Source organism: Bacillota bacterium LX-D (assembly GCA_031628995.1).
Classification (GTDB): domain Bacteria; phylum Bacillota; class DUOV01; order DUOV01; family Zhaonellaceae; genus JAVLUO01.
Genome location: JAVLUO010000010.1, coordinates 46,954 through 71,695, shown reverse-complemented (window position 1 = coordinate 71,695; position 24,742 = coordinate 46,954). Strand labels below are relative to the sequence as shown.

At 39.6% G+C, this 24,742-nt stretch carries 20 protein-coding genes, 1 pseudogene and 1 riboswitch; of the genes and pseudogenes, 1 reads left to right on the top strand and 20 read right to left on the bottom strand.

All coding sequences use genetic code 11. The features are described from left to right. Positions 1-39: 39 nt before the first annotated feature. The 17 genes and pseudogenes from rnr to uvrA all read right to left on the bottom strand — a co-directional run bounded on the left by rnr (position 40) and on the right by uvrA (position 19,424). Positions 40-2,157 carry a ribonuclease R gene (rnr, locus tag RDV78_09165; GenBank protein ID MDS1030635.1) on the bottom strand — a complete coding sequence of 706 codons (2,118 nt, stop codon included), beginning with the start codon at positions 2,155-2,157 and terminating at the stop codon, positions 40-42. 221 nt (positions 2,158-2,378) lie between these two features. After that, positions 2,379-2,606: a preprotein translocase subunit SecG gene (gene secG, locus RDV78_09160; GenBank protein ID MDS1030634.1), complete on the bottom strand. Its 228-nt coding sequence runs from the start codon at positions 2,604-2,606 to the stop codon at positions 2,379-2,381. A gap of 87 nt (positions 2,607-2,693) precedes the next feature. Next, entirely contained in the window at positions 2,694-3,980 is a 1,287-nt protein-coding gene (gene eno / locus RDV78_09155) for a phosphopyruvate hydratase (protein ID MDS1030633.1), read from the bottom strand. Further along, positions 3,980-5,521 (bottom strand): 2,3-bisphosphoglycerate-independent phosphoglycerate mutase, encoded by a 1,542-nt coding sequence (gene gpmI / locus RDV78_09150; protein ID MDS1030632.1) that lies wholly within the window; start codon positions 5,519-5,521, stop codon positions 3,980-3,982. The genes eno and gpmI overlap by 1 nt, the downstream gene beginning before the upstream one ends. A 38-nt stretch (positions 5,522-5,559) precedes the next feature. After that, entirely contained in the window at positions 5,560-6,318 is a 759-nt protein-coding gene (gene tpiA / locus RDV78_09145) for a triose-phosphate isomerase (protein MDS1030631.1), read from the bottom strand. Between the two features lie 78 nt (positions 6,319-6,396). Further along, the gene (locus RDV78_09140) at positions 6,397-7,587 is read right to left on the bottom strand and encodes a phosphoglycerate kinase (protein ID MDS1030630.1); all 1,191 of its coding nucleotides are present in this window, start codon (positions 7,585-7,587) and stop codon (positions 6,397-6,399) included. Positions 7,588-7,640: 53 nt separating this feature from the next. Continuing rightward, positions 7,641-8,648: an ArsJ-associated glyceraldehyde-3-phosphate dehydrogenase gene (locus tag RDV78_09135; GenBank protein ID MDS1030629.1), complete on the bottom strand. Its 1,008-nt coding sequence runs from the start codon at positions 8,646-8,648 to the stop codon at positions 7,641-7,643. A 225-nt stretch (positions 8,649-8,873) separates the two neighbouring features. After that, a complete protein-coding gene (locus tag RDV78_09130) occupies positions 8,874-8,978 on the bottom strand; it encodes a hypothetical protein (protein ID MDS1030628.1) in 105 nt (34 codons plus the stop codon). After that, positions 8,976-9,025 (bottom strand): annotated as a pseudogene (locus RDV78_09125) (hypothetical protein). Before RDV78_09125 ends, RDV78_09130 begins: the two are co-directional and overlap by 3 nt. 73 nt (positions 9,026-9,098) lie before the next feature. After that, positions 9,099-10,034: a DNA-binding protein WhiA gene (gene whiA, locus RDV78_09120; GenBank protein ID MDS1030627.1), complete on the bottom strand. Its 936-nt coding sequence runs from the start codon at positions 10,032-10,034 to the stop codon at positions 9,099-9,101. A 70-nt stretch (positions 10,035-10,104) separates the two neighbouring features. Further along, positions 10,105-11,391 (bottom strand): YvcK family protein, encoded by a 1,287-nt coding sequence (locus RDV78_09115; GenBank protein MDS1030626.1) that lies wholly within the window; start codon positions 11,389-11,391, stop codon positions 10,105-10,107. After that, positions 11,385-12,257 carry an RNase adapter RapZ gene (rapZ, locus tag RDV78_09110; protein ID MDS1030625.1) on the bottom strand — a complete coding sequence of 291 codons (873 nt, stop codon included), beginning with the start codon at positions 12,255-12,257 and terminating at the stop codon, positions 11,385-11,387. The genes RDV78_09115 and rapZ overlap by 7 nt, the downstream gene beginning before the upstream one ends. A gap of 123 nt (positions 12,258-12,380) precedes the next feature. Then, the gene (locus tag RDV78_09105) at positions 12,381-13,115 is read right to left on the bottom strand and encodes a PHP domain-containing protein (GenBank protein ID MDS1030624.1); all 735 of its coding nucleotides are present in this window, start codon (positions 13,113-13,115) and stop codon (positions 12,381-12,383) included. A gap of 76 nt (positions 13,116-13,191) precedes the next feature. Further along, positions 13,192-13,911, bottom strand: a complete 720-nt coding sequence (locus RDV78_09100; protein MDS1030623.1) for a phosphatase — start codon at positions 13,909-13,911, stop codon at positions 13,192-13,194. Positions 13,912-13,926: 15 nt separating this feature from the next. Next, positions 13,927-14,730, bottom strand: coding sequence for a Cof-type HAD-IIB family hydrolase (locus RDV78_09095; GenBank protein ID MDS1030622.1), 804 nt, complete (start codon positions 14,728-14,730; stop codon positions 13,927-13,929). Continuing rightward, positions 14,730-16,589: an excinuclease ABC subunit UvrC gene (gene uvrC, locus RDV78_09090; protein MDS1030621.1), complete on the bottom strand. Its 1,860-nt coding sequence runs from the start codon at positions 16,587-16,589 to the stop codon at positions 14,730-14,732. Before uvrC ends, RDV78_09095 begins: the two co-directional genes overlap by 1 nt. Positions 16,590-16,613: 24 nt before the next feature. Further along, a complete protein-coding gene (gene uvrA / locus RDV78_09085) occupies positions 16,614-19,424 on the bottom strand; it encodes an excinuclease ABC subunit UvrA (protein MDS1030620.1) in 2,811 nt (936 codons plus the stop codon). A 242-nt stretch (positions 19,425-19,666) separates the two neighbouring features. Here uvrA and RDV78_09080 point away from each other — a divergent pair, with 242 nt between their 5' ends. Further along, complete coding sequence (locus tag RDV78_09080) at positions 19,667-20,152, top strand: hypothetical protein (GenBank protein ID MDS1030619.1); 486 nt, start codon at positions 19,667-19,669, stop codon at positions 20,150-20,152. A gap of 82 nt (positions 20,153-20,234) precedes the next feature. Here the strand turns inward: RDV78_09080 and RDV78_09075 are convergent, their stop codons facing one another. The 3 genes from RDV78_09075 to RDV78_09065 form a co-directional block, all read right to left on the bottom strand. Then, positions 20,235-20,804, bottom strand: coding sequence for an ANTAR domain-containing protein (locus RDV78_09075; GenBank protein MDS1030618.1), 570 nt, complete (start codon positions 20,802-20,804; stop codon positions 20,235-20,237). A gap of 31 nt (positions 20,805-20,835) precedes the next feature. Further along, on the bottom strand, positions 20,836-22,158 hold the full coding sequence (gene glnA / locus RDV78_09070; GenBank protein MDS1030617.1) for a type I glutamate--ammonia ligase: 1,323 nt from the start codon (positions 22,156-22,158) through the stop codon (positions 20,836-20,838). Positions 22,159-22,242: 84 nt separating this feature from the next. Further along, entirely contained in the window at positions 22,243-24,162 is a 1,920-nt protein-coding gene (locus RDV78_09065; GenBank protein ID MDS1030616.1) for an APC family permease, read from the bottom strand. Positions 24,163-24,431: 269 nt separating this feature from the next. Continuing rightward, positions 24,432-24,604, top strand: a riboswitch (cobalamin riboswitch). Positions 24,605-24,742 lie beyond the last annotated feature (138 nt).

Sequence of the window (24,742 nt, the reverse complement as noted above, 5' to 3'; positions counted from 1 at the left end):
TTGCTATTTAGTCAAGTAGTTTTCAGCATGTATATTATATTATTCTGCCATCCCTATGAGCTCAAAATCGATTTGTCTTTCCAAAGTATTAACTTTACTTACTTGAACCATAACACGATCGCCAATTTTATAAGTTTTATGGGTATGTTCTCCTAAAAGGGCTAACTGCTTATCTAAAAATTGGTAATAATCATCTGTCAGTGTGGAAACATGGACTAATCCTTCCACGGTGTTGTCCAGCTCTACAAATAGGCCAAAGGAAGTTACGCTGCTTATGACTCCCGGAAATATTTCTCCCAGATAACGTTCCATATATTCCACTTTTTTCAAGTCGACAGATTCCCTTTCTGCGTCTTCAGCTATTTTTTCCCGCAGGCTGGACTGTTCAGCATAAGCAGGCATTAATTTTTCCAGTTTAGCTAAACGCTTCGGATTTGGTTCACCATTTTCCAAGTATTCTTTAATGACTCGATGTATTACCAAATCCGGGTACCTTCTAATTGGTGAAGTAAAGTGGCAGTAGTAAGGGCACGCCAGCCCAAAGTGGCCCAGGCAGTCAGGAGCATATTTTGCATGTTTCATGGTCCGCAGCAAAACAGTGCTGACAACTTTTTCTTCCGGCCTGCCCTGGACCTTGGCGACAATATCTTGAAAAGCCCTGGGATGAATTTCATCGTTAAATTTAAGATGATACCCTAAGCCATGGAGAAATTCATTTAAATCTGTTAAATCATCTAAATCAGGCTCTTCATGGATCCGGTAAACAAAAGGTGCTTCCAGCCAATACATATGTTGGGCTACTGTTTCATTGGCACAAAGCATAAATTCTTCAATAATCATTTCAGCCACACTACGGGTTCTTTTGACAATTTCCATAGGTTTACCTTGTTGATCTAATTTCACCTTGCTTTCGGGAAAATCAAAATCAACCGCTCCTCTTTCCAGGCGCTTCTCTTTTAAAATATTGGCCAAGGCTGCCATATTTTGAAAAGTAACTACAAAGGGAGCATAGCGTTTGCTTAATTCCTCATCTTTTTCCTCTAATATTTTTCGTACATTATCGTAAGTCATTCGTTCGTCAATATGAATAACAGATGGAAAAATATCGTATTTAACAACTTGTCCTTGGGGGTTAATTTCCATTTGGGCACTCATGGCCAATCTGTCTACACCAGCATTTAAGCTGCAGATGCCATTGGATAATTTAGGTGGGAGCATGGGAATGACCCGGTCAACTAAATAGACACTTGTAGCCCTATTATATGCTTCTTGGTCCAGTTTGCTTCCTTCCCGTACGTAGTAACTTACATCGGCGATATGTACTCCAAGTAAATAGTTGCCGTTTTCTAAAATAGATAAGGAGACAGCATCATCTAAGTCCTTAGCGTCAGCACCGTCAATAGTTACCATAGGTACATTTCTCAAATCCCGGCGATTTTCTAAGCTTTCCGGACTTACTGTGGAAGGAATTTCCTCAGCTTCCTGGATAACCTTTGGGGGAAACTCTTCCGGCAGCTGATATTTACGGACAATAGATAAAACGTCTACACCGGCAGCTCCTGCTTTTCCTAGCACCTCTACAATGCGTCCTTCTGGGTTCCGGCGTTTTTCCGGCCAACGAGTAATTTCTACCACTACTTTATCCCCGTTTTGGGCGCCCTTTGTATCATCTATAGCTACAAAGATATCGTGACCAATCCTTTTTTCGTCAGGAACCACAAAACCAAAGTTTTTAGACTTTTCGAAATAGCCAACTATTTGTTGGTTTGCTCTTTTTAAAATTCTAATTACTTCACCCTCGGGCTTAAAGTTAAAAGCGGATTTTTTATTCAGGCGAACTAAAACCCGGTCATTGTGCATAGCACCATTTAAGTCTTCGGGACTAATAAAAATATCGGAAATATGGGGCGCATCGGCCAGCAAAAAAGCAAATCCTTTAGGATGGCCTTGAACCCTGCCGGCAATGAGGCCCATTTTTTCTGTCAATCCGTATTTATTTTTTCTAGTTAAGACAATAAAACCTTCTTCTTCAAGTTCTTTTAATAGATTAAGAAAAGTCTTAACATCCTTAATCTCTAAATTAGAAACAAGTTCTTCCGCCGTCAGCGGCTTATATGTACTATCCTGCATATATTGCAATAGTTCTTCACGATCCATAGTCATGCCTCTCTTTAATTCTAAAAAATTAGCGGCTGCAAATAGTAAATTTTAGCCACCGCATTCTTAGTATCACCATTTTATAGAATTATAAACTTATTATGCTTCCGCTCTGTTCATTGCCAAAGACATCTTCCTAAAACATTTTACATAATTAGGGTGAAATAAAACTAAAGTGCTGGGCTCTAAACCCAACACTTAATAAGTTCTCAAATTAAATACTATTCAAGGATCGATAAAAGGAGTGAAAAAATAAGGAATAAGGATGCAAAAATTGTAGACATTTTACTAAGTAAACTATCAAGGCTCTTCTTTTTGGCACCAAAAATTTGTTCAGCACCTCCAGCAATTGAACCGGAAAGCCCGGCACTTTTACCTGACTGAAGTAAAACAGTACAGATAACACCTAGTGCCATTAAAACCTGAATAACTGATAAAGCAACCTTCACTAACTTCACCTCCTGTTTACCGCTCCAAATATATTTATTTTAGCACAATACACTTCCTAAAACAACTGAATTAGATTTGAATGGAATTTACTTCTTCAAATTATAAAAGGTTTTGCTTCCAAAATATTGAGCCAGATAATCAAGCTCTTCTTCGATTCTTAATAATTGGTTGTATTTAGCAACCCGGTCAGTTCTTGAAGGTGCACCTGTTTTGATTTGGCCTGCATTTGTTGCCACAGCTATGTCCGCAATTGTTGTATCTTCTGTTTCTCCGGAACGGTGGGAAACAATTGTTGTATAGCCAGCTTTTTTGGCCATTTCAATAGCATCTAAAGTTTCTGTTAAAGTACCTATTTGGTTAACTTTAATTAAAATGGCATTAGCAGTATCGTTTTCAATTCCGCGGCGTAATTTCTCTGTATTAGTCACAAATAAATCATCGCCAACTAGTTGAACTTCTTTGCCTAGACGGGAAGTAAGTTCTTTCCAACCATCCCAGTCATCTTCAGCCAATCCATCTTCAATGGAAATAATGGGATAACGGCTGGTTAAATCTGCGTAAAAATCAATCATCTGTCCTGTGGAAAGTTCTTTATTTTCCCCTGCTAATATATACTTGCCATCTTTATAAAGTTCTGTGGCAGCTACATCTAAAGCTAGTAGTATATCTTTTCCTGCTTCATAATCAGCCTTTTTAATTGCTTCCATAATAACTTCTAATGCTTCTTCGTTAGAGCCAAGGTTTGGTGCAAAACCACCTTCATCGCCAACGGCAGTGTTCAACCTTTTGCCTTTTAAAACAGCTTTTAAGTTGTGGAATACTTCAACTCCCATTCTCAAACCTTCGGCAAAGTTTTCAGCACCAACGGGCATAATCATGAACTCTTGAATGTCCACGTTATTATCAGCATGCTTACCCCCATTTAAGATATTCATCATGGGAACAGGCAACTGCTTAGCATTGACTCCACCAATATAGCGGTAGAGAGGTAGGCTTAAAGAATCTGCTCCTGCTTTAGCTACGGCCAAGGAAACACCTAAAATTGCATTGGCCCCTAGCTTAGACTTATTTGGAGTACCATCTAGCTCTAAGAGCATTTGGTCAACTCCAACTTGGTCAAGAGCTTCCATACCTACTACTTCAGGGGCAATAACAGCATTGACATTATTAACAGCATCCATAACCCCTTTGCCTAAAAACCTGCCGGAATCGCCATCCCGCAGTTCGACAGCTTCATAAGCACCTGTAGAAGCTCCAGAGGGAACAGCCGCTCTGCCCATAGAACCGTCTTCTAAATAGACATCTACTTCAACAGTTGGGTTTCCTCTGGAATCAATAATTTCTCTAGCAAAAACATCAGTAATTGTGGGCATTAAAAAAACCTCCTAATAATTAAGCTTTCTCCTGTCATTTCCTTTGGCTTTTCTACAGCTAGAACCTCTAAAATAGTAGGAGCTATATCTTGCAGAGAGCCTTTTTTTCTTAAGCTAATGTTTTGATCTTTAAACTTTTCTCCCACAAGCACAAAGGGGACCTGATCCTGGGTATGGGCTGTATGAGGTTCCTGTGTTTCTGGGTCAATCATCTTTTCCGCATTGCCGTGGTCTGCAGTAACCACTATGGTTCCACCAACACTTTGAGCTACAGCAACTATTCTTTCTAAACATTTGTCTACAATTTCACAAGCCTGAACCGCAGCATCTAAAAAACCCGTATGCCCTACCATATCAGGGTTAGCATAATTTAAAACAATAAATTGATATTCTTGAGACTTTAGCAGCTCTACTACCTTATCCGTTACCTCTAAAGCACTCATTTCCGGCTTTAAGTTATAAGTCGCAACTTTCGGCGAAGGAATCAAAAATCTCTCTTCCCCTGGATAAGGCTCTTCGACTCCTCCGTTAAAAAAGAAAGTTACATGAGCATATTTTTCTGTTTCCGCAATTCGAGCCTGTTTTAACCCCTTGGAACTCAAAACTTCTCCTAAAGTATTTCTTAAATTCTGAGGCGGAAAGGCTACTGGCGCCTTAAAAGTACAATCATATTGAGTAAAGCAGACATAGTGCAGAGGCAGAAAACCCTTAGGCCGTACAAAAGCTGTAAAATCTGGTTCAATAAAGGACCTGGTAATTTGTCTGGCTCGATCCGCTCTGAAATTAAAAAAGATGAGAGTATCCCCTGGTGAAACTAAACCTTTAGGTTTTCCCTTTTCATCGACAATTACCGTTGGTTCCACAAATTCATCTGTTATTTTAAAATCGTAAGACTGTTCTACTGCAGCTACAGCCATAGTTGCTTTTTTGCCTGTGCCCTCAACCATAGCCCCATAAGCTTGTGCTGTTCTATCCCAACGCCGATCCCGGTCCATGGCATAGAACCTGCCCATAACTGTCGCAATGGTGCCAACACCAAGTTCTTTCATTTTTTGTTCTAATTGTACAATATACTCTTTGGCATTGGTTGGAGATACATCCCTGCCATCTAAAAAAGCATGTACATAGACTTTTTTAACATCAGCTTTTTTGGCCATGTCTAAAAGGGCAAAAAGATGCTCAATATGACTATGTACTCCTCCATCTGATAAGAGTCCCATAAAATGGACTGCTTGACCCTTTTCTTTAGCACTTTGGATTCCTTGCACCAAAGCTTTATTTTCCATAAAATCCCCTTGCTTAATTGCTCGGTTAATTCTAGTTAATTCCTGATATACTACTCTTCCGGCACCCATATTTAAGTGACCTACTTCTGAATTTCCCATTTGCCCTGCAGGCAAACCAACATATTCACCAGAAGCTTCCAAAGTAGTATAGGGATATTCACTTTTCAATCTAGTATAACAAGGCAGCTGGGCATTTTTTAAAGCATTGCCTTCTACCTGATCACTTATACCCCATCCGTCTAGAATTACCAGCATCAGAGGCTTACTGCCCAATCAATTTACCCCCCAACACTTTATTTATGGCAGCTTTTTTGTATAATAGCCGCAAAATCTTCTGCCTTTAAGCTGGCCCCACCTACTAAAGCTCCATCAATATCGGGCTTCTCCATTAATTCTGCAACATTTCCAGGCTTTACACTGCCCCCGTACTGAATTCTAATTAATTCTGCAGTATCCTGGCCAAACTGTTCTGCTAAAATAGTGCGAAGATAGCCAATAACCTCTTGGGCTTGGTCTGCGGTAGCAGTTTGACCAGTGCCTATAGCCCAAACAGGTTCATAAGCTATAACCAGCTTTGCTGCTGCTTCCTTATTCAAACCAGCCAAACCCTGCTCCAATTGCTGACGGCAAACATCTCTGGTAATCCCTTGTTCCCTTTGAGCCAGGGATTCACCCACACAGACAATGGGTGTTAAATTATGCTGTAATAAAGCATTAATTTTTTTATTAACTGTTTCATTAGTTTCAGCAAAATATTGGCGTCTTTCAGAGTGACCTACTATACAATAAGTGCAGCCAATGCTTGCCAACATAGGAGCCGAAACTTCTCCCGTAAAAGCACCTTCATCCTCCCAATACACATCTTGGGCTCCTAAAGCCAATTTTGTACCGGCAATTAGTTTCTTAACAGTTTCTAAAGCTGTAAAAGGCGGACAAACTACGGCTTCCACATTTACATCAGCAATTAAAGGTACTAATTGGGCCATTAATTCCTTGGCCTGAGCAGCAGTTTTATACATTTTCCAGTTGCCAGCTATTAAAGGTCTTCTCATTAGAAATCCCCCCTGGGCCAGCATCAGCCAAAAGCATTCCCAAGCTAAGATCATGCTTTTGGCTGACTTTGGCTATAATTACTTATCCGCTAGCGCTTCTACTCCGGGCAGTTTTTTACCTTCTAGGAATTCCAAGGAAGCACCGCCCCCGGTGGAGATATGAGTCATTTTATCCCCTAACCCAGCTTTTTCCACGGCAGCTGCAGAATCTCCGCCGCCAATAATTGTTGTGCCTTGCCCTTGCAGCTTAGACATAGCCTGTGCAACTGCTATAGTTCCTTGGGCAAAGTTGTCTAGCTCAAAAACTCCCATGGGCCCATTCCAGACAACTGTTTTGGCCTCAGCAATAATCTGAGCATATTTTTGCCTTGTTTCCGGTCCTATATCCACAATCATCAAATCTGCCGGAATTTCCTGAACCGTAACTTCTTTGTATTCTGCTTCGGCGCTGACTGCTGTAGCAACTACTACATCCTCAGGTAAATAAAAGGCAACCTTTTTTTCATTTGCCTTAGCAAGAATTTCTTTGGCTAAGTCCAGCTTATCTTCCTCAACTAAAGATTTACCAACTTCTCTACCCTGGGCTTTTAAAAAAGTGTTGGCCATGCCACCGCCAATAATTAAAGCATCCACTTTAGTTAAAAGGTTTTCAATAACTCCAATTTTATCTGATACTTTAGCACCCCCTAAGATAGCTGTAAAGGGATGTTCCGGATTAGCCAAAGCTTTCCCCAAGAAGGAAATTTCTTTTTCCATCAAGAAACCGGCAGCACCAGGTAAATACTCGGCAACTCCCGCAGTAGAAGCATGAGCCCTGTGGGCCGTGCCAAAGGCATCATTTACATAGACATCTGCTAGCTCAGCTAAACTTTTGCTCAGTTCCGGATCGTTCTTTTCTTCTCCTGGATAATAGCGAATGTTTTCTAATAGCAGAACTTCTCCCGCCTTCAATTGGGCAGCACGTTCTTTAGTTTCCTGCCCTACAGCTTCTTTTGCTAATTCAACTTTTTGCCCTAATAACTCTCCTAATCTTTCGGCCACTGGTGCCAAGCTATATTTAGGGTCTACTTTGCCTTTTGGCCTTCCCAAATGGGAGGTTAAAATTATTTTAGCGCCTTTTTCCTGTAAATATTTAATGGTTGGCAAGGCAGCAGTAATTCTGGTGTCATCAGTTATTTTTTTCTGTTCATCCATAGGTACATTAAAGTCAACTCTGACTAGTACCCTTTTTCCCTGCACATCTATATCCCTAATGGTCTTTTTATTCATTTTTGTACTCCTGTATCTTGAAATATAGTCGCTACTCTGTTTTATTATTTTCTTTAAAATCCTTTTTTAGCCATATAGGCAGTCAGGTCTACAACCCGCATGGAATAACCCCACTCGTTATCATACCAAGCAATTATTTTAGCCAAATTGCCATCCATAACCATAGTAGATAAAGCATCAACAATTGAAGAATTATTGTCGCCATTGTAATCTTTCGAAACTAGAGGCTCTTCGGAATAACCTAAAATGCCTTTTAATTCTCCCTCGGAAGCTGCTTTAAGAGCTTGGTTAATTTCTTCTACTGAAGTTTGCTTTTCCAGTTCCACAACTAAATCCACCACAGAAACATTTGGCGTCGGCACCCGCATAGCAAAACCGTTTAGTTTACCTTTTAACTCTGGTAAGACTAAAGCAACTGCTTTAGCTGCCCCGGTTGTAGTAGGAATAATAGAAGCCCCGGCAGTTCTGGCCCGACGTAAATCTTTATGGGCTTGGTCTAAAATACGCTGGTCATTAGTAAAAGCATGGACAGTAGTCATTAAACCCCGGCGTATTCCAAACTGCTGCTGAATTACTTTGGCTACGGGCGCCAAGCAGTTAGTAGTACAAGAAGCATTGGAAACAATATGGTGTGCTTTAGGGTCATATTTTTCCTGGTTAACTCCCATAACAATGGTTACATCTTCATTTTTGCCGGGAGCGGAAATAATGACTTTTTTAGCTCCTCCTTTAAGGTGGGCATTTGCTTTATTAGCATCAGTAAAAAGGCCTGTCGATTCAACAACAATATCTACCCCTTCTTGACCCCAAGGAAGGTTTGCCGGGTCTTTTTCAGCAAAGACTTTAACTTCCTTCCCGTTAACAACAATGGCCCCTTCTTTAGCCTTTACATCTGCCTGCAAAGTGCCGTGTATAGAATCATATTTTAATAGATGGGCATTAGTTTCCGGGCTGGTTAAATCATTAATAGCAACTACTTCTATCTCGGGATGACCCAAAGCTGCTCTATATACTAACCTCCCAATTCTGCCAAAACCATTAATACCTACTTTAACTTTCAAAACAATCTCCTCCTCTATTATCTTCCTATCTTTTAAACAAGCCAAAAAAAAGCAGCTTGCCTAACATCATAATTAATGTAGGCAACTTTGCTTTATAGTATGCCAATATATTCTTAATTTATAAGGGTTGGTAATATTTGAATTTTTACCCTCTTAAAGTTCTATTCCACACCATTTTATAAAATCCTCTAGAAAAAACAAAAAAGCCCTTCCGTGTTTGAAGGACTAATATCTTTTTCTTTTAATTGCTGAAGGAATCATTAATTCGTCTCGATATTTTGTAACTGTCCGGCGAGAAATAACATCGGCAGCACTTGGATTAATAAGCATTCTACTAGATTTCTTGCACCTACACCAAGGGGGTCTAGAATAGCCATTTTCATCAATGTTTCCCAATAAATATTGGCTTACTTCTAATTCCTTGGCACCCTAAATTTCTTCAAGGAAAGCCTATTTTCGCATTTTTTCAACCATCTTTTCCAATCTGCGTAAGCGATGGTTAATTCCTGATTTACTAACTGGAGGAACCAGCAATTCCCCCAGTTCCTTTAAGCTGGCCTCAGGGTTTTCCAACCTTAGGCGGGCCACCTCCTGTAGGGAATCTGGCAAACCAGCATAACCAATTCTAGAAATTAGGTAGCGAATATTATCTACCTGCCGCATTCCTGCATCAACTGTTTTATTCAAATTGGCAGTTTCACAATTAACTAACCGATTAACCCGGTTGCGCATATCTTTTAAAATCCGAGCGTTTTCAAAATCTAGCAAAGCAGAATATGCCCCAATAATATTTAAAAAGTTAATAATTTGCTCGCTTTCCTTAAGATAAATCACATACCATTGTTTGCGGCGGCTGACTTTTGGTTCCATTTGTAAACTTTCCATCATTTCACATAATAACTTCACATGAAAATCATCACGGGAAATAATCTCCAAATGATACGTACCCTCAGGATTACTAACAGAACCTCCTCCTAAAAAAGCTCCCCGGAGATAAGCACGGCAGCAGCATTTTTTGGAAAGAGTACCTACGTTCCAATCTATTTGGGCACTTTGTCCCATTATTTTAATGCCTAAGGACTGTAGAATATCCTTGGCTTTTTCTTGAGGTGGTATCTTCACTATGTAAACATTATTTTTTTTCAACCGTGTTTTCCGCTGTACGGCTATATTCAAAACCAACTGAAAAAGCTGCTTGCCTAAAATAATAAACTTTCTGGCCACTGCTGCATTTTCCGTTTTTAATTGCACGGCTACATTTTGATCAGAACTAATCTGAATAGTTCCATCCATTCTAATCAAAGCCAGCATTTCCGCTAGCTGGCAGCATCTTTTTTCAGGTAAGATTCTAGCTAAATCATTTTTTGCCTTTGATGAAAAAGACATTTGTTCACCCTCTTGTCAAAACACCTTTGCCCATTCGCAGAATTTTCCGGAACAAATACCTTACGGAAGACTAAATTTTTCGCTTCCAGAATGTTTTTTTAATAATCAACCGGGCTAAACGATCCTGGTCATGTCGAATAAAATCAACGGAATTGACTAATTTATCTCCGATAACTTTAACCCCCATTTTTTCGATGGTCCTTTTATCAACTAATACAGGTCTAGAGCCTTCTACGCTGTATTTTTTCAACAATGAATTAGGTATGGAGCCTGTATTGACAACAATATAATCAACAATGCCCTCTCCCAAGTGCTCAATAATCGCTCGTAGATGGCCTGCAGCTGTACAAGCTTCAGTTTCTCCCGGCTGGGTCATAATATTGCACACATAAATTATGGGTGCCTTCGTTTCCCGCAAAGCATCAGCAATATCCTTGACTAATAAGTTGGGAATAATACTCGTATAAAGGCTTCCCGGGCCTAAAACAACTACTTCTGCCTCTCGAATAGCTTCCACAGCTTGGGGCAAAGCAGAACAGGAATCGGGGGATAAAAAGACTCTCTTAATTTTTTTCCCTACCTTTGGAATATTGCTTTCCCCTTCCACAATGCTGCCATCTGCAAACTCAGCGCTTAGTACGGCATAATCTAAAGTTGCAGGTAACACCTTTCCCCTAATAGCTAAAACCCGGCTTAGTTCTCGAATAGACTGTTCAAAGCTGCCTGTTAAGTCAATTAAAGCTGCTAAGAGCAAATTGCCCATACTGTGGCCTGCTAAACCTTCACCTTGGTCAAAACGATAATTCAAAACCCTTTCAAGTAAAGTTTCCGTATCAGCTAAAGCAACTAAGCAGTTTCTAATGTCACCTGGTGCTAAAATACCAAATTCTCCTCTTAACCGGCCTGAACTTCCTCCATCATCAGCCACAGTAACAATGGCGGTAATATTGCTGGTATAAACTTTTAAGCCTCTGAGCATATTAGGTAATCCTGTGCCGCCGCCAATAGCCACTACCTTCGGACCTTTTTTTAAGCTGCGCCGTTGATAAATAATCTCTACTAGCCGGTCTTCATTCTCTGGTAAAAGTGTATTAAACAAAGAATTGATCACATTTTTAAAACCAAGAACCACAAAAATAACACCTAAGGACATTAATAATAAACCTGTCCACCAGGAAAAAGGACTACCCCAGTAACTATAGGTTACTTTGACAACTGCCTTTAATAAAACTCCCAGTAAGGCAGCGTCATCCAGCACTGACAGGCCAGCAATCAGCAAAAGCAGACCACAGAAAGCCAAAAACAGCCAGCGTTTAACTTTAAGGCCGGGATAAAGCCACTTGAACCAGCTCAACATATTCTGCTTCCTTTTTCCCGCTCTAAATCCCGATGAGTTACAATTATTTTCAGTTGAGCATCTTCTAGTAATTCTCTAATTTTATTGGCTAGTGTTACAGAACGGTGCTGTCCACCGGTACAGCCGATGGCAATAACAAGCTGCCGTTTTCCTTCCCGAACATAAAAAGGCAAAAGATATTTCAGCATGTCAACTAATTTATTCATAAATACATTAGTTTCGGGAGAGGCCATTACATATTCCTGAACTTGGGGATCATCTCCCGTCAAGCCCTTCAGTTCCTTAATATAGAAAGGATTTGGCAAAAACCGTACATCTAATACTAAGTCTGCATCTAGGGGAATTCCATATTTATAGCCAAAAGAAATAACCGTTATGATAAGCTTATAGTCTTCTTTATTTTTAAACAATTCCGTCAGCTGCTGTCTAAGCTGGGTAGTAGAAAGTTCAGAGGTATCAATTATTTTATTGGCCTTACCGCGTAGAGTTTCTAAATGTTTGCGTTCCTCTACAATGCCTTCTAAAATTCTGCCTACAGAAGATAATGGGTGTACCCGCCTGGTTTCTTTAAACCTTCTAACCAATGCTTCATCAGAAGCCTCTAAAAATAAAATTTCATAATTAAAATCATTTTCATCTAAATAAATTAAGGCATCTTGTAAACCGGCAAAAAATTTGCCTCCTCGAATATCCATGACAAGTCCCACTTTATGCATCCGGTCCTCTGATTCATTTAAAAGCTCAGTAAACTTAGGAATTAAAGTTGGGGGCAAATTATCTACACAAAAAAAGCCCAAATCTTCTAAACATCGTATTGCCTGAGTTTTTCCAGCGCCGGACATGCCTGTAATCACAACTAATTGCATCTCAGATTTAGACATCTCTTACTCCCCCAAGTAAAGATTAATTTAGTATTATCTCTAATATACCTAAAAGATCGCAGCAAATCTACAGATAAAATCAAGCAAAAACCCAAAGTAAAAAATAAACTATTCTCGAGCATTTAAAACTTGCTCAACGGGAATTTTTGCCTGAGTAAGGAGTGCCTTGCCCTGGGTTAATTCCCCTACACTAGTGGTAAAATGGGCATCGCTGTTGACAACAAAATTGACACCAGTTCGTGCAACCTCCATTATGTCTGTAAAACTTTGGTAGCGATGCCCTACATTGATTTCAAAAGCTGTATTTTTAGCGGCGCAGGCCCTGGCAACTTCTTGGAGATGGAGAGGCATTCCCAACCCAGGATGGGTCACAATATCTACATCATGTTTATAAATTGCTTCAAGCAACGCCTTCGTATTGTTGTTAGTAACTTTGCTTTTGACTTTAGAACTATATTTAGCCAATTGATTCCCAAGGACATACTTTCCTGCAGCAGAAAAATTTTTGGGCCAAACGTAAGGATGAAGACCTACTAACAGCAAATCCAGTTCTCGGCAAATCTTCTTAGGTATATCTATACTTCCATCTAAATCAATTAGATCAGCTTCCGCACCACAAAAAACTTTAATATCCTTAAATTGAGCGTTTAACTCTTTAACCTCTTGTTTGATCTTTAAGTATTGTTCCGGATTTTTGACACCTGTTCCAATATTTTTGGGACCATGATCCGTAATGGCAATTTCCTCAAGGCCTTTTTCCCGCCCTGCTTGGATCATTTCCTCCACAGTCGCTCTCCCATCACTGTGCTTTGTATGCATATGATAATCAGCAAAGAAATACATTTTTGTCCTCCTTGCAGTTATTTACTATGTAGTACTTATTATGTCAAGATAGGAGGAAACCATGAGTAAAAATTCTCTAACGCTGCTTTCTCCGTTCCGCTAAATAAGACTTTACTTTTTCCACCGAAGTATTTAAAACTTGTTCCGGTTTAACCCCTGTTTGTAAAAGTATTTCCGCTGCCTTATCAAAACGTCCTACGTCTTCTGCCCAATGAGTATCCGTGCCGACTACCAGTTTTGACCCTTTTTCTGCAGCTAAGGAGGCAAATTTTGAACAGTTGGCATAGCTGCCCCGCCGTACTCCCCGCAAGGAACTGTTATTAATTTCAATAGCTACTCTATATTTTTTAGATGCTTCTACCACTTTATTAATGTCTACCGGAAATACAGGGTTTCCAGGATGAACAATTATATCAACCCAGCCGCTGGCCATGGCATTAACTATGGCGGCTGTATTAAACTCTACAGAACCTCCCGGAAAACAAATTTCATGTAGACCGGCTAAAACGATATCCAAACGTTCTAAGCCTTCTTTTTCTAAATCTAAATTTCCTTGGTCGTCAATAATGTTAGCTTCAATGCCCTTTAGGACCTGGACACCACAGATTTCAGAGGGCAAAATTGATAAATTATAAAAATGGTAAGGATGAGGCGCCCCCGGCATAGTTGGGCCATGATCTGTAATGGCGATCATCTCCATGCCATTATCTTTGGCAGCTTCGGCAATTTCCCGAATGGTGCTATAGGCATGGCCGCTGGCAATGGAATGTGTGTGTAAATCCGCAACAAATTTCATTTTTTACCCTCCAGTTTAGCAGTCTAAAATTAGTTTTTCTAAGGCTTCTGCTACCCCGTCGTCATCATTCTGACAAGTTATATAATCAGCTTTTCTCTTAATCTCCTCTTCTGCATTCCCCATTACTACTGCACAACCTACATAATTAAACATTTCTAAATCATTATGGCTGTCTCCAATTCCTATCATTTCATTTTGTCCACAGCCTAGATAATTTGCCAGCGCCTCTAGCCCCTTCCCTTTAGTTGCCTGAGGGTGAAGGAGCTCTAGAAAAGTAGGATCAGACTTAGTTGTAAAGACTTTCTCTCCCCATTTTTTAATAAACTCTTGCTGCAAAGCATTAAGTTCTGCCGGTTCCGCTATGACAACCATTTTAATTGGATCCTTTTGTAAAAATTGCAGCATATCTTCTGCCACATGAATGGGAACCCGGACTCTTTGGGCATAGGCCCTGCCTTTGTCATTAAGCTTCTCCACATATAAACTGTCTTGGTAATAAACATTAACATGGTAGCCGTATTCCTTGGCCATGACAAAAGCTTTGCGGGCAAACTCCACAGGCAAGTTTCGATTGTAGATTAGTTCCCCATTCTGTGGGCTTTTCACAAAGGCGCCGCCATAAGTAACTAAGGGGACCTGTAGCTGCAGCTGTTCTGCGTATGGCAAAGCAGAAGCATACATTCTTCCTGTACATAATGTAACTTCCGTGCCTTGCTCCCGCACTTTGGCAATAACTTCTTGGGTCCGGGGTGAGATTTGTAAATCATTATTTAATAAAGTACCATCTAGGTCAATGGCCACCAATTTAAAAGTAGACATCAAGATCGCTCCTGTTTTCCCAAATATTCCAGTACTGCTTCGGCAGCTTGATAATTCATTCCTTCAACTTGAGCTAATTCTTCCAAGGTGGCTTCTTTTATCTTTTTAATGGAACCAAAGTATTTAAGCAAAGCTTTTTTTCTTTTGGCCCCAATGCCTGGAATCTCATTTAAAATAGACTGGTAAGCTCTCTTTGATCTTAGCTGCCGATGGTAACTAATAGCAAAGCGGTGAGCCTCATCCCTGATTCGCTGCACTAAATAGAGGGCTGAAGAATTCCTTGGCAAAAAAATTGGCTCAGGTCGTCCTTCTGAAAACAAAAGTTCTTCCTCTTTAGCTAAACCAAAGGTAGGAATGTCTGATACCCCTAAATTTTTCATAACTTCCCGAGCTGCTCCTAACTGTCCCTTGCCTCCGTCGATAATAATTAAGTCTGGCAAACGGCTGAATTTACCTTGCTCTTCCCCTGCTTCTATTTCAGCTAAAGCCCTTTTAAATCTTCTCGTTAATACTTCCTGCATGGAGGCAAAATCATTGGGGCCTTCCACTGTTTTAATCTGAAATCTGCGGTAGTCACTATTCTTAGGCTCCCCATTTTCAAAGACAACCATGGACCCTACGGAGTTTGTGCCTTGGGTATTGGATATATCGTAGCACTCAATCCGAAAGGGAGGTTTAGCTAAGTACAGCTCTTTTTGCAACTCTAGAACAGCTTCCTTAGTCATCATATCTTTTCTTCGACGGGTAAGCTCTTCTTCCTCTAAACTCATTAGAGCATTTTTAGCTACCATTTCTACTAGCTTTAATTTTTCTCCTCTTTTAGGGACTTTCAAATAAACTTTTTGTCCTCTTTGGTCTGACAGCCAAGTAGCAATCAGCTCTTCATCTTCAACTTCTTCTTGTAAAATTATTTCCTTAGGTATTTCCGGGGCACTGCTATAATACTGTTTAAGAAAAGCGGTCATAACCTCTGTTCTGCTCATTCCATCTGTACCATTGAGCATAAAATGTTCTCGCCCAATTAATTTTCCTTCGCGGACGAAGAAAATCTGTAAACAGCTTTCCCCTCTGCCTCGAGCCATAGCAATTACATCTTGGTTTTCCTGTTCCGGGGAAATAATTTTTTGTTTAGCTATGGCTTGATGAATAGCTTGCAGCTGATCCCTAATGGCAGCAGCTTTTTCAAATTCCAAATTTTCCGCTGCTGCCAGCATCTTCTCCTGTAAGGATTTAACTAAATCCTCTTGTTTTCCTTCTAAAAACAAACTGGCTGCTTTAGCAGTTTCCCGATATTGGTCTTTACTGACCTGGCCAGTACAAGGTGCCAAGCAGCGTTTAATATGGGCATTTAAACACGGTCTGCTTTGCCTTTCAAAGGTACTGTTGGAACAAGTACGCAAAGGAAAAATTTTTCGGGATAATTTTAAAATCTCATGCATTGCTCCCGTTCTAGTATAAGGGCCAAAATACTTGGCACCATCTTTTTGAATGGACCTGGTGATAATTAGGCGAGGAAAATCCTCTTGCATAGTAAGTTTTAAATAAGGATAATGTTTATCATCTGCCAACCGAATATTATATTTGGGCCGATGCTTTTTAATTAAATTGCACTCTAAAATTAAGGCTTCTACTTCTGAATCAGTAATAATCCATTCTAAGTCAGCAATCCTCTTGACCATAGCCTCAACTTTAGGACCTGCATCCAAGTTTTTTCTAAAATAAGAACGAACCCTATTTTTTAAGGACAGTGCTTTACCTACGTAGATAATTTCTCCATCCTCATTTTTCATTAGATAAACCCCTGGTTTTTCCGGCAGCAATTTTAATTTTTCTTCAATTAGAATTTTTTCCTCGGCCATTGTTTAACCTCATCTAGTAGAGTTTTAATGTAACATTTTGTGCAAGAATTTACCTGTATAGGATGCAGCTACTTGGGCAACTTCTTCCGGAGTTCCTTCAGCAACTATCTGCCCTCCTCCGGAACCTCCCTCAGGCCCTAAATCGATAATATGATCTGCTGTTTTGATTACATCAAGATTGTGTTCAATGACGCAGATTGTATCACCACCATCAGTCAAGCGCTGCAGCACCTCCAATAGTTTATGAATATCGGCAATATGCAGTCCTGTAGTAGGCTCGTCTAAAATATACAGTGTTCTGCCATTAGTTCTGCGGGACAATTCCGTTGCAAGTTTTACCCTTTGTGCTTCTCCTCCGGAGAGAGTTGTTGCCGGCTGTCCCAGCTTAATATAACCTAATCCCACATCCTGCAGGGTTTTAAGTTTCCGATTGATTTTAGGAATATTGGCAAAGAAATCTACTCCTTCGTCTACAGTCATGGCTAAAACATCGGCAATGCTTTTACCTTTGTACTTAACTTCTAAAGTTTCACGATTGTAACGGGCTCCCTTGCAAACTTCACAAGGAACATAAACATCCGAGAGAAAGTGCATCTCAATTTTAATGATTCCATCGCCTCGGCAGGCTTCACACCGTCCTCCTTTGACATTAAAACTAAAACGCCCTGCTTTATAGCCTCGCACCTTAGCTTCAGAGGTAGCGGCAAAAGTATTGCGAATATCATCAAAGACTCCAGTGTAAGTTGCCGGATTAGAGCGAGGAGTACGTCCAATGGGAGCTTGGTCAATATTAATTACTTTATCTAAATTTTCAATTCCCAAAATAGACTCATGTTTCCCTGGTTTGGATTTAGATCCGTAGAGTTCCCCTGCTAATTTTTTATATAGAATTTCGTTAATTAAAGTACTTTTACCTGAGCCTGAAACTCCCGTTATACAGTTAAATAGTCCTAAGGGAATTTTTACATTAATATTTTTTAAATTATTTTCTTTGGCTCCCTTAATTTCTAAGAAATTTCCATTGCCGGGGCGGCGAATTTCCGGTATGGGGATCTTTTTTTGCCCGCTTAGGTACTGGCCTGTAATGGAGTTAGTATTTGCTTTGATTTCCTCAATGGTTCCGGCAGCAACAATTTCTCCACCCTTAGCGCCAGCTCCAGGGCCAATATCGATAATATAATCGGAAGCGATCATTGTATCTTCATCGTGTTCAACTACAATTAAAGTATTGCCCAGCTCCCGTAAATGTTTCAATGTCTCTATCAGGCGTTGATTATCCCGCTGATGTAATCCTATGCTGGGCTCATCTAAAATATACAGCACTCCCATCAGACTGGAACCTATTTGGGTAGCCAAACGGATACGCTGAGCTTCGCCGCCGGATAAGGTGCCTGCCGAGCGGCTTAAAGTTAAATAATTTAAGCCTACATCTTTTAAAAACCCAAGCCTTGCTTTTATCTCTTTTAAAATTTGCTTGGCAATTAAGCTTTCCCGTTCCGTCATCTGTAGATCATTAAAAAATGCTAAACACTCATCAACTGCCATTTGAGTAACTTGGGCAATGTTTTTCTCTCCAATTGTAATGGCCAATGCTTCAGGCCGCAGTCTAGCTCCATGACAAGCCGGACAAGGTGTGGTACTCATATATTCTTCAATGTCATTTCTTGCCCAATCGGACTGAGTTTCTTTATAGCGACGGTCTAAATTAGGGATTACCCCTTCAAATAAACCTTCCCAAGCCCGGGAATGTCCGAATTGGTCTCGATAGCGAAATTTAATTTTTTCCTTTGATCCATAGAGAATTACCTGCTGTACCTCTTCCGATAGTTCCCGAAAAGGGGTATCTAAACTAAAATCATAATGGTCTGCCAAAGCAGTTAAAAGTTGAGGGTAATAACTGCTGCTGCCGCTCCAAGGTATAATTGCTCCTTCGTTAAGGGACAAATCCCAGTTGGGAAGAACTAAAGTTGGGTCTACTTCCATTTTATAGCCTAATCCGCTGCACTCTCCACAAGCTCCAAAAGGGCTGTTAAAGGAGAAAGTTCTTGGATTTATTTCTTCAATGCCAATTCCACAATCTACACAGGCAAAATTAGCACTAAACACTAAATCCTTTTGTCCGTCTAAATTGACATACACAATACCTTTAGCAAGTCCCAGAGCAACTTCTAAGGAGTCAGCCAGTCTTTTAGCAATGCCTGGTTTAAGAATAATCCTATCAACAACAACCTCAATAGAGTGTTTTTTATTTTTGGCTAAAGTAATAGGCTCAGCTGCTTCTCTAATTTCCCCATCTACCCGTACTCTGACAAAGCCCTGCTGTTTAATACTTTCTAAAATCTTTTGATGCTCACCTTTGCGTCCCTTAACTAAAGGAGCTAAAATTTGTAGTTTAGTTCTTTCCGGATAATCAAGCAAAGTATCTACCATTTGTGAAACGGTTTGCTGAGTAATTGGCTTGCCGCATTTTGGACAATGGACATGTCCAATTCTGGCAAAAAGCAGCCTTAGGTAATCATAAATTTCCGTAACAGTCCCTACTGTGGAACGAGGGTTCTTGCTGGTAGTTTTTTGGTCAATAGAAATGGCGGGAGATAGACCCTCGATATAATCTACATCTGGTTTGTCCATCTGACCTAAAAACTGACGGGCATACGCAGATAAAGATTCTACATACCTTCTCTGACCTTCTGCATAAATAGTGTCAAAAGCTAAGGAAGATTTTCCAGAACCACTCAGCCCTGTAATTACGACAAATTTATCCCGTGGAATCTCTACATTAATGTTTTTTAAATTATGTGCCCTGGCTCCTCTGATAATAATTTTATCTTTCATGTAATCTATTTTACTCCCTTATTGTCAGTTCTTAATATATCCCTAATCAGTATATTATAACATAAATGCCGTCCTATCAAAGAGCCAGCCAGCACATGAAGCTAACGATTAAGCTAAGGAAAAAAGAGGCTTCTTCAGCCTGGAAAACTTTACACAGTTAAGCTACATATATTATGATAAGTATAGATTATTTTTAGATAGATATTGATAATATTGACTAAAGAAACAAGAGGCGATGGATCATGCCCCATAAAATTATTTATTTTAAAGACGAAGACATGCCAGTTTTGGAAGAAGCAGAAAAGCAATTTCCTGGTCAGCTGTCAGACATTATTGTGGACGCTTTACGCCACTATTTGGAGCAAAAAAAAGCTGCAGCGGACCAATGGGAAGAAATAACCCTTAAAATAGGCGACGTCTCCTTGGGAGAAAAGGAAATTAACTGGAAGAAAATAAAATTTCTTGGCAAGCTTCTGGCTAAAGGCAATAAATTAACTACTGCAGCCTTTTTTGACACTAACCACGGAGTCAAATATGAGCTTTACCTAACTAAAAAAGGCAAGTATTTGCTCTACACTAGAAACTGGCACGAAAAAGAAGTTGAAAGGAACTCTGCCGACTACGAAGTCTACGACGATTTAAAAAATATTACCCAGATACCCAGACAGATGCTGGAAAAAGCTTGCCGCGTCCTGGGTGAAGACCTTGCTGAAACACTGGATGTTTAAAATAAGATAATAGCTCTTTAAAAAAAGCCAAAGAGGCCTGTAAGCTTTATTACTTACAGGCCTCTTTGGCCTTAATCTTACTCTAATGTTGGTTTAATTTAAGCAAAATTGCTTGAGCTACTTGCTGCATGGTTTTCGAATGATCCATGGCATATTTTCGCAAATATTTATAAGCCTGATCTTCAGTCAGATTATAATGCTGTGTTAAAAGCCCCTTTGCCTTCTCCACTGTTTTTCTAGCGGCTAAATCATTTTTCAATCTACCAATTTCAGCATTGAGATGGCGCAATCGTTCAGCATTAGCCAAAGCAGTGCTTACGGCAGGCAATAAATTCAAGAGGCTAACAGGCTCACCAACAAAAGCAAAAACATTGTAATGCTGAGCATGTTTAATCATGCTTTGCTGCCACTCTTTTAGTAAAAGCACAATTGGTGTTTTTGTCTCAGCCAACGCTCCTAGAAGCTGCCAAAAATTTACTCCTTTCAGATCGCTGCCTAAAATAATCAATTCTGGTAAAAGGGTATTAATTTGGCGAATAGAATTTGGAGCATCTTGGGACTGACCAATAACTGCATAACCATTTTGCTGCAGTATGCTTTTTATTTTATTGCTAGTTTGCAGGTTACTGACGGCAATGTATACCCCAGCCAAATTAAGCACTCCTTATATTTTGTTAGAGTTATTAAAACTTATTTAGATACTGCTTAATTTCCCAAGTGTGAACTTGCATTTTATATTCGTCCCATTCCAAGTTTTTAGCTTCCATATAGCGACTATACGCGTGTTCGCCTAAAGCAGCTTTGATTGTTTCATCTTCTTTTAAGCAGCCTAATGCTTCTTTTAGATTTGCCGGTAAACTATCGATGCCCATATCGGAACGTTCTGCTGCATCTAAGTTATAAATATTTAAGTCAATGGGGTTAGGCGGAGTAATTTTATTTTTAATGCCGTCCAAACCAGCTTTAAGCATTACAGCAAATGCTAAGTATGGGTTGCAAGATGGATCCGGGTTGCGAAGTTCTACCCTGGTGGAAGCACCTCTTTTAGCTGGAATCCGAATTAAAGGACTGCGGTTGCAAGCTGACCATGCTAAATAAACGGGAGCTTCATAGCCAGGAACTAAACGTTTATAGGAATTGACCGTTGGGTTAGTAATTGCAGCCATAGCTTTAGCGTGCTTGAGCAAACCGCCAATATAGTAGTAAGCTTCAGGACTTAAGCCTAATTCCCCTTGAGGATCATGAAAAGCATTGCCATTTTCAGTATATAAAGATTGATTAGCATGCATCCCAGAACCATTAATGCCAGCAATGGGCTTAGGCATAAAGGTAGCATGAAGTCCATGCCGCTGCGCAATAGTACGAACGATGAATTTAAATGTAACCACATTGTCAGCAGTAGTTAAAGCATCCGCATATTTAAAGTCAATTTCATGCTGGCCAGGTGCTACTTCATGGTGAGATGCTTCAATTTCAAAGCCCATTTTTTGCAGAGCTACAACAATATCATTCCGGCAATTTTCTCCTAAGTCTACAGGTGACAAATCGAAGTAGCCTGCATTGTCTTGGGTGTGCAAGGTAGGATGCCCTTGTTCATCTGTATGGAATAAAAAGAATTCAGCTTCAGGTCCGACATAAAAGGAATAGCCTAATTCAGCTGCTTCAGCCAAAACTTTTTTCAGTACATTTCTTGGGCATCCTTCAAATGGTGTACCATCTGAATTATAAATATCGCAAATTAAACGGGCTACATTTCCTTCCTGAGAACGCCAGGGAAAAATCGTAAAACTATTGGGGTCTGGCTTTAAATACATATCCGATTCTTCAATCCGCACAAAACCATCAATAGATGAACCATCAAACATCAGCTCTCCCTCTAAAGCTTTTTGCAATTGCTCCCTGGGAATAGCCACATTTTTTAAAATTCCAAAAATATCCGTAAATTGCAACCGAATAGAATTAACATCATTCTCCTCTGCTTTTTTTAAAACATCTTCAATAGTCATTATATACCCCTCCACTTCTTGGTAAATAAAAAAGCCTATAAGTGTACACAGATGTGCAACTTATAGGCTCCATTGCCTTAAAAATTATTTATTTTTTATCATTATAGCATCCTCAATGTTATTTTGACAACACTTTTTATTTTCGGTTTTAGACGTAGTCTTGATTCTATAGGGCACGAAGATTACATTAAACTCTAGCTCTGTAAAATGATTGTAAATTAACCTGCCTGTATCACCATGCAACAAAAAATTAGCCAGTTTGTTGCTTGTCAAAAATTCCGGAATTGCCATTGTAATGGTGTAATCGGGGTAGTTTCTGCGTAATTCCAGCATATAATTTTCTAAAGGCTCTAAAATAGACCGATAGGGGCTTTCAAGTACGTCTAAAGGTATTTTATTTTCTACCCAAGTAGAAAATTCCCTAATCCTTTCAATAGTCTTTTCGTGGCCTTCTTTATGTACATTAACATGTACCGCCCTAATCATAGTATGGTTATTGACTAAAGTTAAAATATAATCTACCGTATCCCGAGCAACTTTAGTTGTTCCCCCAATGGCCAAGACAATTAAATGCTGTTTTTCTTGGGGAATAATCTCTACATGTTTACCAACTTTTAACTCTGCTCTAACTGCAGCATAATGTTCATTTATGCTTTTAAACAACATAACGAAGAAAGGAATAATTAAAAGTACGACCCAAGCCCCATGGGTAAATTTTGTCCAGGCAAGCACTACTAAAACGATCCCTGTCGCCAGAGCTCCAATGCCATTAATGAGCAAAGGCACAAGGACCTTTTTCTCTTTTCTCAATCTAACCCAGTGCATAACCATTCCACCCTGGGACAATGTAAAGGAGAGAAACACTCCAATGGCATATAAGGGCATTAAAAAGTGCTGAGTACCATGAAAAATTATAATCAGCAGCCCGGCAATAGCTGCAAGGATAATAATTCCATTGCTATAAACTAAACGATCACCTTTCATAGCCATGGAACGAGGCACAAAACCACTTTTAGCTAAAATATATCCCAGCCTGGGGAAACCTGCAAAACTTGTATTGGCTGCTAAAATTAAAATTAACATAGTAAACCACTGATGCAAAATATAAAAAAGACTGTTTTTGCCAAAAACAATTCCTGCAATTTGACTCATTACAGTTTCATCATGATGAGGAACTATATGTATTGCTGAAGCTAAAAAGCCCATACCTAAAGACATGATACCTAAAGCTATAGCCATCCAAACCATTGTTTTGGCGGCATTATGAGATTCGGGGCTGCGAAAAGCCGGTACCCCGTTGCTAATAGCTTCAACACCTGTCAGAGATGTACAGCCTGCAGAAAAGGCTCTTAAAACCAGTAATATTGTTACAGAATCCACGGCAGGATGCATTGGAAGATGGCTGGGAGCTAACTCAAAATTGCCTTGGTGGATTTTCAGCAAGCCCATGACAATCAGAAGCAGCGTTGAGAAAAGAAAAGCATAAGTAGGAATGGCGAATATGGTTCCGGATGCTTGTATGCCTCGCAAGTTTACAAGCATAATTAAGCAAATAGATAATAAACAAAGTTCAACTTTAAATGGCAATAGCTGAGGATAAGCAGAAGTTATGGCTGCAATTCCTGCAGAAACAGATACGGCTACTGTTAATACATAATCCGTTGTCAAAGATGCTGCTGCAATTAAACCGGGGTATAAACCTAAATTTTCCTTGGCGACGATAAATGACCCTCCACCATTTGGGTATTCATAAATTGTTTGACGGTAACTGATGGTCAATAAAGCCAGTAAGCAGACTATGGCAAGTAAAATTGGCAAAGTTAGGTTAAATGCTAAAGCGGCAACTAAAACCCAGAGTATTTCCTCAGTGCCATATGCGACAGAGGATAATGCATCTGATGAAAAAATAGCCAGTGCTTTGAAGTTGCCTATTTTCTGTTGAGCCAGCTCAGCTGTTTTTAATGGAGGACCAATTAAGATTCTCTTGATTAAACTAAAACTCACCTTTAAACACTTCTTTCCTTAGATGAATATAATGATTACTTATTATATTCCGCTTACATACAGATACAAGGACATTTATTGTTTTTTCTATTAAAATTTTGTCTTTAAATAGCAACGCCAAAACAATCAAAAAATTTAAAAAATAGTTAAATTTATTTTGAATTTTTCTATTACTAGCAGGAAAATTGTTGATTATGTTGAATAAATATTATAATAAATTATCTTGCTATAACTTGTTAAACTAAGTTATAGCAAGATAAATTAAAAGTTAAAACTAATTACTCTTTGGTGCCAATTTTGGAGAATAGGAAAATCCATTTAAAGGATACGGTCCCGCCGCTGTAGTAAGGTCCGAAAGCTCGATAACCACTGGCTTATGCTGGGAAGGTGAGCAAGTAGATAGCCTTGAGTCAGAAGACCTGCCAAAGTAGTATGCTCATAATCTGCGTGGAAGTGGTAACAAGTTAGGTTAAGGAACGATGTAAAGTTATCTTTAGAGGGAGCTTTATTTTTTACCACTCTGTGCCAGAAAAGAGGCAATTAAGTGCTGTTCCCGGAGTTGGAGACTGCCTAGAAAAAC